This is a genomic window from Streptomyces longwoodensis (assembly GCF_001514125.1).
Lineage (GTDB): Bacteria > Actinomycetota > Actinomycetes > Streptomycetales > Streptomycetaceae > Streptomyces > Streptomyces longwoodensis.
The window spans coordinates 185,862-201,144 of sequence record NZ_KQ948561.1 but is presented as its reverse complement, the minus strand read 5'-3'; the positions used below and the strand labels follow the sequence as shown (position 1 = coordinate 201,144).

Below are 15,283 nucleotides of genomic sequence, written 5' to 3'. Positions count from 1 at the left end.
GGACGGGGCGACCGGCCGGGTCCGGTCACCCCGTCCCCGGCGCCCCGGACCACCCCCACCTCCCGGCCCGGCCCACCCCGGGGCTCTGCGAGAATGGGCCCATGGCCACTGCAGACCGTCCCCGCGTGCTCTCCGGCATCCAGCCCACCGCCGGTTCGTTCCACCTCGGCAACTACCTCGGCGCCGTCCGCCAGTGGGTGGCGCTGCAGGAGAGCCACGACGCGTTCTACATGGTCGTCGACCTGCACGCGATCACGGTCCCGCAGGACCCCGCGGACCTGCGCGCCAACACCCGGCTGGCCGCCGCGCAGCTGCTCGCGGCCGGCCTGGACCCCGACCGCTGCACCCTGTTCGTGCAGAGCCACGTCCCGGAGCACGCCCAGCTGGCCTGGGTGATGAACTGCCTCACCGGCTTCGGCGAGGCCAGCCGCATGACCCAGTTCAAGGACAAGTCCGCCAAGCAGGGCGCCGACCGCGCGAGCGTCGGCCTGTTCACGTACCCGGTCCTCCAGGTCGCCGACATCCTGCTGTACCAGGCCCACCAGGTCCCGGTCGGCGAGGACCAGCGCCAGCACATCGAGCTGACCCGCGACCTCGCCGAGCGCTTCAACGGCCGCTTCGGCGAGACGTTCACGATCCCGTCGCCGTACATCCTGAAGGAGACGGCGAAGATCTACGACCTCCAGGACCCGTCGATCAAGATGAGCAAGTCGGCGTCCACGCCGAAGGGCCTCGTGAACCTGCTCGACGACCCGAAGACCACCGCGAAGAAGGTCAAGAGCGCCGTCACCGACACGGACACCGTGATCCGCTACGACGCGGAGCACAAGCCCGGCGTGTCCAACCTGCTCACCATCTACTCCACGCTCACCGGCCGCACGATCGCCGAGCTGGAGCAGGCGTACGAGGGCAAGATGTACGGCGCGCTGAAGACCGACCTCGCCGAGGTCATGGTGGAGTTCGTCACGCCGTTCCGCGAGCGGACCCACCAGTACCTGGACGACCCGGAGACGCTGGACTCGGTCCTCGCCAAGGGCGCCGAGAAGGCCCGGACCGTCGCCGCCGAGACGCTGTCCCAGGCGTACGACCGGATCGGCTTCCTCCCGGCGAAGCACTGAACCCGGCCCTCGCGGGCACTGAGCCGTAGAGCACACCGCCGCGGCCGTCCAACACGGCGGCGGCGGTCGTACAGTCGATAGTCGAGAGCTGCCCGGGCGGGCACCCGCCGCCCGGGACCACACGATGACAGGAGACCTCGTGGGGACCGTAACGATCGGCGTGTCGATCGCGGTCCCGGAGCCCCACGGCAGCCTGCTCCAGGAGCGGCGCGCGGGCTTCGGCGACGCCGCGGCTCACGGCATCCCCACGCACGTCACGCTGCTGCCGCCGACCGAGGTCGAGGCGGCGGCGCTGCCGTCCGTCGAGGCGCACCTGAGCGCGGTCGCCGCGGCCGGCCGGCCGTTCCGGATGCGGCTGTCGGGCACCGGCACCTTCCGGCCGCTGTCCCCGGTCGTGTACGTGCGCGTCGCCGAGGGCGCGGAGGCCTGCACCCGGCTCCAGCAGCAGGTCCGCGACGCCTCCGGGCCGCTGGCCCGCGAGCTGCACTTCCCGTACCACCCGCACGTCACCGTGGCGCACGGCATCGAGGACGCGGCGATGGACCGCGCCTTCGCGGAGCTCGCCGACTACGAGGCCCTGTGGTCCTGCACCGGGTTCGCCCTGTACGAGCAGGGCCCCGACGGCGTGTGGCGCAAGCTGCGCGACTACGCCTTCGGCGGCGGCCCGGTCGTCCCCACGCAGGCGTCCGCCCCGCTGGAACAGGGCACCCTGCCGGCCCACTGAGCCCCGGGCGGCCCGCCCGGGCCGCCTACACGGGCAGCCGGCGGAACACCCCGCGCGGCACGTGCCGCAGCGCCGACATCACCACCCGGAGCACCCCGGGCACCCACACCGTCTCCGACCGCCGCCGCAGCCCCAGCTCGATCGCCGTGGCGACCGCCTCGGGGGTGGTGGCCAGCGGGGCCTCGGGCAGCCCGGCCGTCATCCGGGTGCGCACGAAGCCGGGGCGTACGACCATCACGTGCACGCCGGTGCCCTGGAGGGCGTCGCCGAGGCCCTGCGCGAACGCGTCGAGGCCGGCCTTGCTGGAGCCGTAGATGAAGTTGGCGCGCCGGGCGCGTTCCCCGGCGACCGAGGAGAGCACCACCAGCGAGCCGTGGCCCTGGGTCTGCAGGGCGCGGGCGGCGACCAGACCGGCGGAGACGGCCCCGATGTAGTTGGTGCGGGCGACCCGCACGGCCGCGGACGGGTCGCGCTCGTCGTGGGCCTGGTCGCCGAGGATGCCGAAGGCGAGCAGCACCAGGTCGATGTCGCCCTCGGCGAACACCTTGCCCAGGGCCTCCTCGTGGGTCTCGGGGTCCAGCGCGTCGAACGCGACGGTGCGCACGTCCGCGCCGTGCGCCCGCAGGTCCTGGACGGCCTCGTCCAGCGCGGGGGAGGGGCGGCCGGCGAGCCACACGGTGCGGGTGCGGCGCGCGATCAGCCGGCGGGCCGTGGCCAGCGCGATCTCGGACGTGCCGCCGAGGACCAGCAGGGACTGGGGAAGACCGAAGGCGTCCTTCACGACAGCAGCTCCTAAAGGGCGTGGGGGGGACTACGTGAGCGATCTAGAGCGACAGCCGGCGGGCGAGGTCGGAGACGAACACGCCGCGCGGGTCCAGCTCGGCGCGCAGCGCGCGGAAGTCCTCCAGCCGGGGGTACATGCCGGCGAGCAGCTCCGGGCGCAGCCGGGAGTCCTTGGCGAGGTAGACGCGCCCGCCGGCCGCGGCGACCTGCTCGTCCAGCTCGTCGAGGAAGGGGCCGAGGCCCGGCAGCGCGGCCGGCACGTCCATGGCGAGCGTCCAGCCGGGGCGCGGGAAGGACAGCCAGCCGGGGTCGGCGTCGCCGAACCGCTTGAGGACGGCGAGGAAGGACGGGCAGCGCCGGGCGGCGATGCGGTCCACGATCCGGCGCAGGGCGTCCTCCTGGCCGTACCCGACGACGAACTGGTACTGCACGAAGCCGCCGCGGCCGTAGATCCGGTTCCAGTGCGGGACGCCGTCGAGGGGGTGGAAGAACGCGGTGATGGTCTGCAGCTCGCCGCGGCGCAGCCGGGGGGCCCTGCGGTACCAGAGCTCGTTGAACGCGCCGACGCTGCGGCGGGTGAGCAGGCCCCCGGGCAGGTGCCGGGGGGCCGCGGGGAGGCGGCCGGGGCGGAAGGCCAGCGGGTCGCGCCGGGCGCGGGAGCCGGCCGGCAGCGCGTCCACGGGGGCGTGGTCGCCGCGGGTGAGGACCGCCCGGCCGGTGGCGGCGCCGCGCGCGAGCAGGTCGATCCAGGCGACCGAGTAGCGGTAGTGGTCGTCGCCCGTGGTCAGCCGGGCCATCAGGTCGTCGAGGTCGGTGGCGCGTTCGGTGTCCACGCTCATCAGGGACGTCTGCACCGGCTGCAGTTGCAGGGTCGCGGTGAGGATGACCCCGGTCAGGCCCATGCCGCCGGCCGTGGCGTCGAACAGGTCGGTGCCCGGCCGCACGGAGTGCACGGTGCCGTCGGCGGTGAGCAGCTCCATCGCGAGCACGTGGCGGGAGAAGGAGCCGGAGCCGTGGTGGTTCTTGCCGTGGATGTCCGCGCCGATCGCGCCGCCGACCGTGACGTAGCGGGTGCCGGGGGTCACCGGCACGAACCAGCCGAGCGGCAGCAGGACCTCCATCAGCCGGTGCAGGGAGACCCCGGCGCCGCACAGCACGGTGCCGCCGTCGGCGTCGATCGCGTGCACGCGGTCCAGGCCGGTCATGTCGAACACGGCACCGCCCGCGTTCTGCGCGGCGTCGCCGTACGCCCGTCCGAGTCCCCGCGGGATGCCGCCGCGCGCCCCGCACGTGCGGACGGCGGCCACGGCCTCCTCGTACGTCCTCGGGCGGATCAGACGGGCGACGGAGGGGGCGGTGCGGCCCCACCCGGTGACGGAAGCGGTCTCGGCAGGCATGTCGGTGACCGTATCGCCGACCTCCGGGCGATCAGCCGGGAAACATACCGGTCTACCCGAAATGGGTGATTAATGGTATGTCGCCCGATATTGCCAGAGGTCCGGCGCCGCGGGCGTGAACAGTGAGTCCTCATGGACCAGATGGAGAAGAGACACGGAATCGACCACCGGCTCCTTTCCGCGCTGCGCGCCCGCGGCGCCGACCCGCGCGTCGCGGGGACCGCGCGCGCCCTGTCCTGGGCCGGGGAGCACGGCGCGCTGTGGCTGGCGGCGGGCCTCACCGGGGCCGCCGTGGACCGCGGCCGGCGCGGCGCCTGGCTGCGCGCGACCGCGCTCACCGCCGGGGCGCACGCCGCCAGCATGGGCGTGAAGCGCCTCGTGCGCCGCCCCCGCCCGGCCCACGTCGACCCCCTGGTGCGCACCGCCGGGCGGCACTCCTTCCCCAGCTCCCACGCCACCTCGTCGGCCGCCGCCGCCGTCGCCTTCACCGCGCTCGGCGCCCGCGCCGCCCGCGCCGTCCCGCCGCTCGCCGCCGCGGTGTGCCTGTCCCGCCTGGTCGTCGGCGTCCACTACCCGTCCGACGTGGCCGCCGGCGCCGCCCTCGGCGCCCTCACCGCGCGCCTGGGGGCGCGCTGGATGCGCGCGGGCCTGCCCGGCTCACCGGCCGGCACCCACGGCGTGCGAGGGGGAACGCATGACTGAGGCGGCCCCCCTCGCCGACACCGCACGCCCGGCGGGCACCCTCCTCGAACAGCGCACCCGGCGCCCGAGGCCCACGCCCCCGAGCCGCCGCCCCGGCACCCTCCTCGGCGGACTGCTGCGGACCACCCGCCCCAAGCAGTGGGTCAAGAACGTCCTGGTCGTCGCCGCCCCGGCCGCCGCCGGACAGCTGTTCTCCCGGGCCGCGGCCGGCCGACTCGTGCTGGTCTTCGCCCTGTTCACCGCCTGCGCCGCCGCCGTCTACCTGATCAACGACGCCCGCGACGCCGACGCCGACCGCGCCCACCCCACCAAGCGCCACCGCCCGGTCGCCGCCGGGCAGGTGCCCGTCCCGGTCGCCTACGGCGTCGGCGGCGCCCTCGCCGTCCTCGCCCCGGCACTCGCCGTCTGGCTCACCGCCCCCGCCGTCGCCGCGCTGCTGACCGCCTACCTCGGCATGCAACTGGCGTACTGCGTCAGCCTCAAGCACGTACTGGTCGTCGACCTCGCCGTGGTCACCACCGGGTTCCTGATGCGGGCGATGATCGGCGGACTCGCGCTCGGCATCCCGCTGTCCCGCTGGTTCCTGATCACCACCGGCTTCGGCGCGCTGTTCATGGTGTCCGCCAAGCGCTACTCCGAGGCCGTGCAGATGGCCGGCACGGCCGGTGCCACCCGCGCGCTGCTGTCCGAGTACACCACCGGCTACCTCCGCTTCGTCTGGCAGCTCGCCGCCGGCGTCGCCGTCCTCGCCTACTGCCTGTGGGCGCTGGAGCAGGGCGGCGTCCCGCACACCAGCGTGCTGCCCTGGCGCCAGCTGTCCATGGTGCCCTTCATCCTCGCCGTGCTGCGCTACGCCGTCTTCGCCGACCGCGGCACCGCCGGCGAACCCGAGGAGGTCGTCCTCGGCGACCGCGCCCTCGCCCTGATCGGCCTCGCCTGGCTCGCGATGTACGGGCTGGCGGTGGCCGACTGGTGACCTCGCACGCCGGGCCGGTGCGCGGCCGGGAACTGGCCGGGTTCGCCGCCGTGGGCCTGCTCGCCTACGCCGCCGACCTCGCCGTCTTCACCGGCCTGCGCGGACCGGCCGGCGCGGACCCGCTCACCGCGAAGGCCCTGTCGTTCCTCGCCGGCTGCGCGGTGGCCTACGCCGGCAACGCGCTCGGCACCTACCGCCACCGGGCCGCCCGCACCCTGCGCTCCGGCGCCGTCTTCCTCGCGGTGAACGCGGCGGGCGCCCTGGTCCAGTTCCTCTGCCTCCTCGTCAGCCACTACGGCCTCGGCCTCACCTCCCAGCGGGCGGACACGCTCTCCTGGGCCGGGGTCGGCATGGTCCTGGCCACGGCCCTGCGCTTCTGGGGCACCCGCACGTGGGTGTTCCGCGGGGACGAGGGCAGAGTCGGACCATGGACTGGCTGAAGAGGCTCCCCGGCATCGGGCCGTACATCGCCCGGCTGATGACCACGCACGCGTGGCGCTCGTACGAGCGGCTGGACCGGGTGAAGTGGACGCGGCTCGCCGCCGCGATGACCTTCATCAGCTTCGTCTCGCTCTTCCCGCTGCTCACGGTGGTCGCCGCGATCGCCGCGGCCACCCTCGGCGAGGACCGGCAGAAGACCCTGGAGGGCAAGATCGCCGACCAGGTCCCGGGCATCTCCGAGCAGTTGAACATCGGCTCGCTCGTGCAGAACGCGGGCACCGTCGGACTCATCGCCGGTGCCGTGCTGCTGTTCACCGGCATCAACTGGGTCGGCCAGGTGCGCGACTGCCTGCGCGCCGTGTGGGAGCTGCCCGACAGCGAGCAGAACCCCCTGCTGCTCAAGGCCAAGGACGCGGGCGTCCTGCTGGGCCTCGGCGGCGCCGTCCTGCTCACCTTCGCCGCGTCCGCCGTCGCCTCGGCCGCCATCGGCTGGACGTCACGCCAGCTCGGCCTCGACGAGCACGGCTGGGGCACCGTCCTGCTGCGGGTGCTGGCCTTCGCCGTCGCCGTCCTCGCCGACTTCCTGGTCCTGCTGTACGCCCTCACCCTGCTGCCCGGCGTCGAGCCCTCGCGCCACCGGCTCTTCGTCGCCGCGCTCGTCGGCGCGGTCGGCTTCGAACTGCTCAAGCTGCTGCTCAGCGGCTACATGCAGGGCGTCGCCACGAAGAGCATGTACGGCGCGTTCGGCGTGCCGGTCGCCCTGCTGCTGTGGATCAACTTCACGGCGAAGCTGGTCCTGTACTGCGCCGCCTGGACGGCGACCGGCAGCAAGGCGGAGGAGGGCGTCACCGTCGGCGGCGCACCAGGTCCGGCAGCGGCCAGCGACGATTGACGAGGAACGCGCCCCCGACCAGCAGCACCATCAGGCCCGCGGCGACGGCCATCGCCGTACCCACCCCGGTCGAGTGGCCCGAGCCCGTGGCGGCCGCGACCGGCGTGCCGGAGGGGTTCGCCGAAGCGCCCGCCCCGCCGGAGGTGCCCGACCCGCCGCCCGCCTGGCCGGACTCGCCCGCCGAGTCGCCGGCGCCGGGCTGCGCACCGGCCCCGCCCCGGGGCCGGACCAGCTCGCCCACCGGGGTCACCTTGCCGGCCGCCTGGAAGCCCCAGTCGAGCAGCGCCGCCGACTCCTTGTAGACCTCGTTGTGGTCCGGCTTCTCCGGGTTCATCACGGTGACCAGCAGCACCCGCCCGCCCCGCTCGGCGACACCGGTGAAGGTGGCGCCCGCGTTGGTGGTGTTGCCGTTCTTCACGCCCGCGATGCCCGGGTACTGGGAGATGTCGTAGTCGCCCGCGAGCAGCCGGTTGGTGTTCTGGATCTCGAAGGACGAGCGGGACGACTTGCCCTTCTTCGTCGTGGTCGCGCCCGGGAACTTGGCCCGGACGGTCGAGCAGTACTCCCGGAAGTCCTTCTTCTGCAGCCCCGAGCGGGCGAACAGCGTCAGGTCGTACGCCGACGAGACCTGGCCGGGCGCGTCGTAGCCGTCGGGGGTGATCACGTGCGTGTCGAGGGCCTGGAGCTCCTCGGCGTGCGCGTTCATCTCCTGCACGGTGGCGGGGACGCCGCCGTTCATGGCCGACAGCACGTGCACCGCGTCGTTGCCGGAGCGCAGGAACACCCCGAGCCACAGGTCGTGGACGGTGTACGTCTCACCCTCCTTTATGCCGACCATGCTGGAGCCCGAACCGACGCCCGCCAGGTCCTGCACGGTCACCTGGTGGGTCTGCGTGCGGGGGAAGCGGGGCAGCACGGTGTCCGCGAACAGCATCTTCAGCGTGCTCGCGGGGGGCAGCCGCCAGTGCGCGTTGTGCGCGGCGAGCACCTGGCCCGACTCGGCGTCCGCGACGATCCACGAGCGCGCGGTGAGGTCCTTCGGCAGCACCGGGGCGCCGCCCGCGAGCTGCACCTGGGTGCCGGGCTGCCCGAGGCGCGCCCCGCCGACGGTCGACATGGCCGCCGGGGGAGTCGCCGTCGGACGGGCCGAGGCACTGGCGGAGGCACGGGCGGAGGGGCCGGGCGTGGGCGTCGGGGCGGCGACGGCGGCCGGCGCGGCGAGGGCCAGGGACGAGGCGAGGGACACGAGGGTGGCGGAGGTGACCAGCAGGGACCGCCTGCCGGCCGGCATCTTCGGTGCGGGCACGAGGCGAAACGTACCTGGCGCGCGACGGGAAGTCCCGCCGCCCTCCCCACCCCGGTCCCGGAACCGGCCACGGGACGGCGATACTGAACCCATGAAGCTCAGCCGCCCCCTCTCCTGGTTCCTGCTCGCCTTCGGGGTGTGGAGCTGGGTCATCTGGGTCACTTTCGTCAAGAACCTGGTCAAGGACAGCAGCGGGCAGGCCTTCGACGACGGGCAGCCGACCGCGTTCTTCTGGGTGCACCTGACGCTGGCCGTCGTCTCCTTCGTACTGGGGACGGTCATCGGGGGCATCGGGTTGCGCGGGCTGCGCGCACTGCGTCGGACGTCATAGGGCACGGGGACGGGGACACGACGCATGGTGATCGTCTACGTGCTGCTCGCCCTGGCGGTCCTGGCCGTGCTGGTCGCGGCCAACTGGTACCTGTGGCGGCGGCTGTTCCGGGACACGACGACCGGCCCCGGCCGGGCGCGCCGGGCCGGCGCCGTCGTGATCGCGGGTGGCTGGATCCTGGCGGTCGGCGCCCTGGTGGCCGAGCGGGCCGGTGCCCCGTTCCTCCTCCAGCGGGTCCTGGCCTGGCCGGGGTTCCTGTGGATGGCCCTGTCGGTCTACCTGCTGCTCGCGGTCCTGGCCGGCGAAGTGGTGCGCCCGCTGCTGCGGCGCGTCCTGGAACGCCGCGCCCCGCGGCCGGCCGTCGAGACGCCGTCCCCCGTCCCGTCCCCGGCGGGGTCCGCACCGTCGGCCGGGCCCGCACCGTCGGGCGAGCCCGCGCTCCCGGCCGAACCCGCACCGTCGGCCGACCCCGCGCCCCCGGCCGAACCCGTCGCGCCCGCGCAGCCCGCCCCCTCCCGCCGGCTCCTGGTCTCCCGGGTCGTCGCCGGTGCCGCGGCCGCCGCGGCCGTGGGGACGGTCGGCTACGGCACCTACGGTGTCCTGCGCGGCCCGCGGGTGAAGCGGGTCACCGTGCCGCTGGCCAAGCTGCCGCGCGCGGCGCACGGGTACCGCATCGCGGTGGTCAGCGACATCCACCTGGGTCCGGTCCTGGGCCGCGGCTTCGCGCAGACGGTCGTCGACACGATCAACTCCACCCGGCCCGACCTGATCGCGGTGGTCGGCGACCTGGTCGACGGCAGCGTGAAGGACCTCGGCCCGGCCGCGGCCCCCCTCGCGCAACTGGAGGCCCGGCACGGCAGCTGGTTCGTCACCGGCAACCACGAGTACTTCTCCGGCGCCGATCAGTGGGTCGCGGAGGTGCGGCGGCTCGGTCTGCGCCCGCTGGAGAACGCCCGCGCGGAACTGCCCTGGTTCGACCTGGCCGGCGTCAACGACGTCACCGGCGAGCGCGAGGGCCAGGGCCCCGACTACGCCAAGGCCCTCGACGACCGGGACACCGCCCGCGCGTGCGTGCTGCTCGCCCACCAGCCCGTCCAGATCCACCAGGCCGTACGGCACGGCGTCGACCTCCAGCTCTCCGGCCACACCCACGGCGGTCAGCTCTGGCCGGGCAACTTCGTCGCGGCCGCCGCGAACCCGACGCTGGCCGGCCTGGACCGCTACGGCGACACCCAGCTGTACGTCTCCCGTGGCGCGGGTGCCTGGGGCCCGCCGACCCGGGTCGGGGCGCCGTCCGACATCACGGTGATCGAACTGGCGTCGACCCGCGCCTGACCGCCGCCCGGACCCGCGTGCCGCGGGCGGTTCGTGCATGCGTTCGCCCGCTGACGGGCAGTCACCCCACGGGCGCGTTGTGACGGGGGCGGGTACGGGGTGAGGAGCCGATGTGCTGAGACGCCACTCGATCCGGCTGCCCCGGCACCCGGCGTCCGTCGCGCTCGCCCGGCGCGGAGTGCGTGAGCACCTGGCCGCCTGGGGGCACGGCCCCGACGACCCGGCACTCGCCAACGCGGTCCTGCTGGTGTCCGAGCTGGCCACCAACGTCGTACGGCACGGGCCGCGCGCCGAGCGGGAGTTCGAGGTGGCCGTCACCGCCCTCGCCGACGGCTCCTGCCTGGTCGAGGTGTCCGACGGGGGACTGCGCGAACCCCGCCCGCGCCGGGTCGGCACGGCCGCCGAGCACGGCCGCGGACTGCACCTGGTGGAGCACCTGGCCGCCGCGTGGGGCGTGTGGACCCGCGGCCACGACGGCAAGACGGTCTGGGCCCTGATCCACGCCGACCCGCCCCGCTGATTCCGAGGACCCTAGTCGCACTCCTCGCGCCGGGCCGGCAGCTCCACCGTGACCGTCAGCCCCTCGCCCGGTGCCGTGCGCACCGACACCTCGCCGCCGTGAGCGTGCACCACGCCCTGCACGATCGCCAGCCCCAGGCCGCTGCCCGCGCCGCCGCCCGCGCGGAAGAAGCGGTCGAAGACCCGCGCCGCGTCGTCCGCGGCCAGCCCCGGCCCCTCGTCCCGCACCCACAGCCGTACGACGCCCTCGGCGTCCCCCGTCCGCTCCGCGCCGAGCCGCACCGGCACGTCCGCGGGCGTGTGGATGCGGACGTTGGCGACGAGGTTGCCGAGCACCTGGCGCAGCCCCGACTCGTCCGCGCGCACCCGCACCGGCGCGGCGGCGTCCACGGTGAGCGGCCGCTCCGGCTGCTGCGCCCGCAGGTCCTCGGCCGCGTCCCGCACCAGCCGGCCCACGTCGACGTCCCGCAGCCGCAGTTCGGGCCGCTGGTCCAGCCGGGCCAGGGTGAGCAGCTCGTCCACGAGCCGGCCCATGCGGTCCACCTCGCCGTTCATGCGGTCCCAGGCCCGGCGCCGCTCCTGGGCGTCGCGCAGCATCCCCTGGTCGTACAGCTGGAGGTAGCCGCGGATCGCGGACAGCGGGGTGCGCAGCTCGTGCGAGGCGTCGGCGACGAACCGGCGCAGCTGGGTCGCGCTGTGCTCGCGGGTGCGGTACGCCGACTCGACCTGGTGCAGCATCGAGTTGAGCGCGAGCCGCAGTTGCTCCACCTCCCGGGTGGAGTGGTGCCGCGAGGGCACCCGCCGGGTCAGGTCGCCCTCGGCGATGGCCGAGGAGGTCTCCACCATGTCCTCCAGCGGCCGCATCCGCCGCCGCACGCTGAACAGCGTCAGGCACGCCAGCAGCGACAGCAGCAGCGTGCCCACGGCCAGGTCGAGCTTGAGGGCCTTGCCGATGCCCTTGTGCAGGCCGTCGGTGGAGGCGGCCAGCAGCACGTACGTGCCGTCGGCGAGGCGGGTCGCGGTCACGCGGTAGGCGGCGCCGTGCACGTCGACGGAGTGCGGGTCGGGGTCGGAGGTCAGGGCGGCCGGGTCGTCGACGGCCTCGGCCAGGCCCCGCTGGGCGGGGGTCGGGGCCACGCCGAACAGGGTCTGCGGGCGGCCGTGCGCGTCCACCGCGGTGAAGATCGAGTCGGGTGTCGACCGCTCGTCGAACTGCCCGGGCGCCAGCCGGTCCCGGACGAACGACAGCACGGTCAGCGAGTCGATCTGACGCACCGTGAGTCGCGTGCTCGCGATCGACGCGCGGGTCTTGGTCAGCCCGGAGTCGACCTGGTCCAGCAGGTAGTACCGCATGCCCATCAGGCTGACCGCCGTGGTGGCCACGATGCCGAGGGCGAGCAGCGCCACGTTGGCCAGCGTCAGCTGCACCCGCAGCGAGTGGATCGCCCGCCGCGCCCGGGGCGCTTTCACCGGCAGCCGGGGGCGCCTCATGCCAGCCCGTACCCGACCCCGCGCCGGGTCGTGATCAACGGCGGGCCCAGCGCGGCGAGTTTGCGCCGCAGGTAGCTGATGTACGTCTCCACCACCGTGGACTCCGGCGGGGTGTGCTCGTACTGCCAGACGTGGCGCAGCAGTTGCTCCTTGGGCACGATCCGCCCGGCGTTGCGCACCAGGAAGCGCAGCAGCGCGTACTCGGTGGGCGTCAGCTCGACCGTGCGGCCCGCGCGGTGGACGCTGTACGTCGTCTCGTCCAGCTCCAGGTCGCCGTAGCGCAGCGGGGGGTGCCGGGGCAGGACGTCGGCCGGGCGGGTGCGGCGGATGACCGCGCCGATCCGGGCCACCACCACGTCGATGTCGAACGGCTTGGTGATGTAGTCGTCGCCGAAGCCGAGCGCGCCGACGATCTCCGCGGGCGCGTCCCGTGCGGTGAGGAACACCAGCCCCAGCTGCGGCTGTTCGTCGCGCAGCCGTCGGCCGAGCTCACGGCCGTCGCCGTCCGGCAGCATCACGTCCAGCAGGGCCACGTCCGGCCGGGTGCGCTCGGCGAGGGCCAGCGCCGCGCGGACCGTGGCCGCGGTCATCACCTCGAAGCGGTGGAAGCGCAGGGCGATGGCGAGGACGTCCGCGATGCTCGGCTCGTCCTCCACCACCAGTACCGTCCCGGGGGCCGTCGTCATGCCCCCAGTATCGGGCGGTGGGCCGGTGCCCGGGCGGCCCGTTGCTTTGGAGTTCCTTGAGAACCGCCGCAGACGGCCGCCCCGCGCGCACGCGGGCACCCATGCTGGAGCCAGGACCCGGGGGAACCGAGCGAAGAAGGAGCTTGAGCGTGGCGGCATTGGCGCGGTGGTGCCATCGGCACCGGCTGGTGGTCCTGTTGCTGTGGGTGGGGGCGCTGTTCGGCCTGGGGTTCTCGGCCTCGGCGGCCGGCACGGACTACGCGAACGTCTTCTCCCTCCCGAACACGGACTCCAAGAAGGCGTACGACCTGATGGAGAAGGCGTTCCCGGCCCGGGCCGGCGACACCGACACCGTCGTGTGGAAGGTCGACGAGGGCTCGGTGCGCGACGCGGACGTGCGCGCCCGCATCCAGCCCGCGCTGCAGAAGATCGCCGGGATGAAGGGCGTCGGGGACGTCGCCGGCCCCTACACGGGGGCGCAGGGCGCGGCGCAGGTCAGCCGGGACGGGCGGATCGCGTACGCGCAGGTCACCTTCACCCAGCGGGCCAACGAGGTGCCCAAGGAGCTCGTGCAGGACGTCGTCGACACCGCGCAGGACGCCGAACGGGACGGGCTGCGCGTGGAGTTGGGCGGCCAGGCCATCCAGCGCGTGCAGGAGCCGCCGACGGGCCTCGCCGAGATGGTGGGCCTGGTGGCCGCGGCCGTCGTGCTCTTCCTGGCCTTCGGCTCGGTGTTCGCGATGCTGCTGCCGATCGCGGTGGCGGTCTTCGGCGTGGGCATGGGCCTGTTCGGCACCCAGCTGCTCAGCCACAGCACCGACATCCCCGACCTCGCGCCGCTGCTCGCCTCGCTGATCGGACTCGGCGTCGGCATCGACTACGCGCTGTTCATCGTCACCCGGCACCGGCGCGGCATCCTGCGCGGCCTCGACCCGGAGGAGTCGGTGGTCACCGCGATGAACACCTCCGGACGGGCGGTGCTGTTCGCGGGCGGCACGGTGTGCATCGCGCTCGCCGGGATGCTGGTGACGAACCTGCGCTTCCTGGACGGCGTGGTCATCGGCACGTCCCTCACCGTGGTGCTGAGCGTGCTCGCGGCGACCACCCTGCTGCCGGCCCTGCTGGGCTTCCTGGGCCCGCGGGTCCTCAGCCGCCGGCAGCGGCGCCGGCTCGCGGAGGCCGGGCCCGAGCCGGAGCGTGCGAGCGGCCTCGCGGCCCGCTGGTCGGCGGGCGTGCAGCGGAGGCCCCGTACGGTCGCGGCGCTGGCGCTGGTCGTCATGGCGGTCCTGGCGCTGCCGGTGCTGTCGCTGCGCCTCGGCGCCACCGACCAGGGCAACGACGACACCACCACGACCACCCGCCAGGCGTACGACCTGCTCGCCGAGGGCTTCGGGCCGGGCTTCAACGGCCCCCTCCAGGTCGTGGCCGACGGCGGCGACACCGCGGCGCTGGTCAAGGGCATCCAGGGCACCGAGGGCGTGGCCCGGGTGGCGGCGCTGCCGCCCGCCGGCGGCGTGACGGTGGTCCAGGTGGTCCCGACGACGTCCCCGCAGTCGAAGGAGACCGACGAGCTGATCGACACCCTGCGCGACGAGGTGATCCCGCGGGCCGGGGCGTCGGCGCACGTCGGCGGGGTGACGGCGGTGTCCAAGGACTTCGCGACGGTCACCGGCGACCGACTGCCGCTGTTCGTCGCGACGATCATCGGACTGGGCTTCCTGCTGCTCCTGGTGGCGTTCCGCTCGCTCGTGGTGCCGCTGACGGCGGCGGTGATGAACCTGATCGCGGCGGCGGCGTCGTTCGGCGTGCTGGTCGCCGTCTTCCAGTGGGGCTGGGGCCTGGACCTGCTCGCCCTCGGCAAGGAGGGCCCGATCAACGCGTTCCTCCCGGTCATCATGCTGTCCCTGCTCTTCGGCCTGTCGATGGACTACCAGGTGTTCCTGGTGAGCCGGATGCACGAGGAGTGGGTGCACACCCGGGACAACGCACGGGCGGTGCGGGTCGGCCTCGCGGAGACCAGCCGGGTCATCAACTCGGCGGCGCTGATCATGGTGTGCGTCTTCCTCGCCTTCGTCCTCAGCGGCGACTCGGGCGCGGCGATGGCGGGCGTGGGCCTCGCGGCGGCGGTGGCGCTGGACGCGTTCCTCCTGCGCACGGCGCTGGTCCCGGCGGCGATGCACCTGCTCGGCAGCTCCAACTGGTGGCTGCCGGCCTGGCTCGACCGGCGGCTGCCCCACCTGGCGGTGGAACCGGCGGAGGACCCGGCTCCGGAGCCCGCCCCCGGCACGGGCGGCCCCTCCTCCGCGGTCCACGGCTTCGTCCGCGACGCCTCGGGCGCCCCGGTCGACGGCGCGGCGGTGACGCTCCTGTCCAAGGGCGGCCGCCAGCTGGACCGCGTCACCACCCTGGCCGACGGCTCCTACATCCTCACGGTCCCCGCCCCCGGCACCTACCTCCTGGCCACGACGTCCCCCGCCCACGGCTCGAACGCCCGCCACGTCACGGTGCCCGACACCCCCCTGACCCACGACGTGGAACTGACGGGGGGCGGGGTGGACGCGGTCAATTAGCGGCGCGCGGGC

15 protein-coding genes are annotated in these 15,283 nt (G+C 74.4%); 10 read left to right on the top strand and 5 right to left on the bottom strand.

Annotated elements, in window-relative coordinates; translation table 11 throughout:
- The first annotated feature begins 101 nt into the window (after positions 1–101).
- Complete coding sequence (trpS, locus tag AQJ30_RS29820) at positions 102–1,118, top strand: tryptophan--tRNA ligase (RefSeq protein ID WP_067240070.1); 1,017 nt, start codon at positions 102–104, stop codon at positions 1,116–1,118.
- 139 nt (positions 1,119–1,257) lie between these two features.
- Positions 1,258–1,842: a 2'-5' RNA ligase family protein gene (locus AQJ30_RS29815; RefSeq protein ID WP_067240068.1), complete on the top strand. Its 585-nt coding sequence runs from the start codon at positions 1,258–1,260 to the stop codon at positions 1,840–1,842.
- Positions 1,843–1,867: 25 nt separating this feature from the next.
- Here AQJ30_RS29815 and dprE2 read toward each other — a convergent pair whose 3' ends face one another.
- Both dprE2 and dprE1 read right to left on the bottom strand, forming a co-directional pair.
- The gene (dprE2, locus tag AQJ30_RS29810) at positions 1,868–2,623 is read right to left on the bottom strand and encodes a decaprenylphospho-beta-D-erythro-pentofuranosid-2-ulose 2-reductase (protein WP_067240066.1); all 756 of its coding nucleotides are present in this window, start codon (positions 2,621–2,623) and stop codon (positions 1,868–1,870) included.
- A 43-nt stretch (positions 2,624–2,666) separates the two neighbouring features.
- Positions 2,667–4,022: a decaprenylphosphoryl-beta-D-ribose oxidase gene (dprE1, locus tag AQJ30_RS29805; RefSeq protein ID WP_067240064.1), complete on the bottom strand. Its 1,356-nt coding sequence runs from the start codon at positions 4,020–4,022 to the stop codon at positions 2,667–2,669.
- A gap of 132 nt (positions 4,023–4,154) precedes the next feature.
- Here dprE1 and AQJ30_RS29800 point away from each other — a divergent pair, with 132 nt between their 5' ends.
- The 4 genes from AQJ30_RS29800 to AQJ30_RS39020 are packed head-to-tail and all read left to right on the top strand — an operon-like array spanning position 4,155 to position 7,033.
- Positions 4,155–4,724, top strand: a complete 570-nt coding sequence (locus tag AQJ30_RS29800) for a phosphatase PAP2 family protein (RefSeq protein WP_169808507.1) — start codon at positions 4,155–4,157, stop codon at positions 4,722–4,724.
- A complete protein-coding gene (locus AQJ30_RS29795) occupies positions 4,717–5,700 on the top strand; it encodes a decaprenyl-phosphate phosphoribosyltransferase (RefSeq protein WP_067240062.1) in 984 nt (327 codons plus the stop codon). The genes AQJ30_RS29800 and AQJ30_RS29795 overlap by 8 nt, the downstream gene beginning before the upstream one ends.
- Entirely contained in the window at positions 5,694–6,140 is a 447-nt protein-coding gene (locus AQJ30_RS29790) for a GtrA family protein (protein WP_402217597.1), read from the top strand. The genes AQJ30_RS29795 and AQJ30_RS29790 overlap by 7 nt, the downstream gene beginning before the upstream one ends.
- The gene (locus tag AQJ30_RS39020) at positions 6,128–7,033 is read left to right on the top strand and encodes a YihY/virulence factor BrkB family protein (protein WP_067240060.1); all 906 of its coding nucleotides are present in this window, start codon (positions 6,128–6,130) and stop codon (positions 7,031–7,033) included. The genes AQJ30_RS29790 and AQJ30_RS39020 overlap by 13 nt, the downstream gene beginning before the upstream one ends.
- Here the strand turns inward: AQJ30_RS39020 and AQJ30_RS29780 are convergent.
- Positions 6,987–8,339: a D-alanyl-D-alanine carboxypeptidase family protein gene (locus tag AQJ30_RS29780; protein WP_067240059.1), complete on the bottom strand. Its 1,353-nt coding sequence runs from the start codon at positions 8,337–8,339 to the stop codon at positions 6,987–6,989. The two genes, AQJ30_RS39020 and AQJ30_RS29780, sit on opposite strands and share 47 nt — an antisense overlap.
- Positions 8,340–8,430: 91 nt before the next feature.
- On the opposite strand from AQJ30_RS29780, the gene AQJ30_RS39615 reads away from it, so the two are divergent.
- The 3 genes from AQJ30_RS39615 to AQJ30_RS29765 all read left to right on the top strand — a co-directional run bounded on the left by AQJ30_RS39615 (position 8,431) and on the right by AQJ30_RS29765 (position 10,525).
- Positions 8,431–8,670 (top strand): SCO4848 family membrane protein, encoded by a 240-nt coding sequence (locus AQJ30_RS39615; protein WP_067240058.1) that lies wholly within the window; start codon positions 8,431–8,433, stop codon positions 8,668–8,670.
- Positions 8,671–8,694: 24 nt separating this feature from the next.
- On the top strand, positions 8,695–10,005 hold the full coding sequence (locus AQJ30_RS29770; protein ID WP_067240056.1) for a metallophosphoesterase: 1,311 nt from the start codon (positions 8,695–8,697) through the stop codon (positions 10,003–10,005).
- 112 nt (positions 10,006–10,117) lie between these two features.
- A complete protein-coding gene (locus tag AQJ30_RS29765; RefSeq protein ID WP_067240054.1) occupies positions 10,118–10,525 on the top strand; it encodes an ATP-binding protein in 408 nt (135 codons plus the stop codon).
- A gap of 11 nt (positions 10,526–10,536) precedes the next feature.
- On the opposite strand, the gene AQJ30_RS29760 is transcribed toward AQJ30_RS29765, so the two are convergent.
- On the bottom strand, positions 10,537–12,015 hold the full coding sequence (locus tag AQJ30_RS29760; RefSeq protein WP_067240053.1) for a sensor histidine kinase: 1,479 nt from the start codon (positions 12,013–12,015) through the stop codon (positions 10,537–10,539).
- The gene (locus tag AQJ30_RS29755) at positions 12,012–12,701 is read right to left on the bottom strand and encodes a response regulator transcription factor (protein WP_067240051.1); all 690 of its coding nucleotides are present in this window, start codon (positions 12,699–12,701) and stop codon (positions 12,012–12,014) included. Before AQJ30_RS29755 ends, AQJ30_RS29760 begins: the two co-directional genes overlap by 4 nt.
- 158 nt (positions 12,702–12,859) lie before the next feature.
- On the opposite strand from AQJ30_RS29755, the gene AQJ30_RS29750 reads away from it, so the two are divergent.
- On the top strand, positions 12,860–15,271 hold the full coding sequence (locus AQJ30_RS29750; RefSeq protein ID WP_067240050.1) for an MMPL family transporter: 2,412 nt from the start codon (positions 12,860–12,862) through the stop codon (positions 15,269–15,271).
- The last annotated feature ends 12 nt before the right edge of the window (positions 15,272–15,283 follow it).

Excerpts from the sequence above, each read along its gene's own strand:
- trpS (WP_067240070.1), top strand. The coding sequence starts at position 102 with ATGGCCACTGCAGACCGTCCCCGCGTGCTCTCCGGCATCCAGCCCACC.
- dprE1 (WP_067240064.1), bottom strand. The coding sequence starts at position 4,022 with ATGCCTGCCGAGACCGCTTCCGTCACCGGGTGGGGCCGCACCGCCCCC.
- AQJ30_RS29800 (WP_169808507.1), top strand. The coding sequence starts at position 4,155 with ATGGACCAGATGGAGAAGAGACACGGAATCGACCACCGGCTCCTTTCC.
- AQJ30_RS29795 (WP_067240062.1), top strand. The coding sequence starts at position 4,717 with ATGACTGAGGCGGCCCCCCTCGCCGACACCGCACGCCCGGCGGGCACC.
- AQJ30_RS39020 (WP_067240060.1), top strand. The coding sequence starts at position 6,128 with ATGGACTGGCTGAAGAGGCTCCCCGGCATCGGGCCGTACATCGCCCGG.
- AQJ30_RS39615 (WP_067240058.1), top strand. The coding sequence starts at position 8,431 with ATGAAGCTCAGCCGCCCCCTCTCCTGGTTCCTGCTCGCCTTCGGGGTG.
- AQJ30_RS29770 (WP_067240056.1), top strand. The coding sequence starts at position 8,695 with ATGGTGATCGTCTACGTGCTGCTCGCCCTGGCGGTCCTGGCCGTGCTG.
- AQJ30_RS29760 (WP_067240053.1), bottom strand. The coding sequence starts at position 12,015 with ATGAGGCGCCCCCGGCTGCCGGTGAAAGCGCCCCGGGCGCGGCGGGCG.
- AQJ30_RS29755 (WP_067240051.1), bottom strand. The coding sequence starts at position 12,701 with ATGACGACGGCCCCCGGGACGGTACTGGTGGTGGAGGACGAGCCGAGC.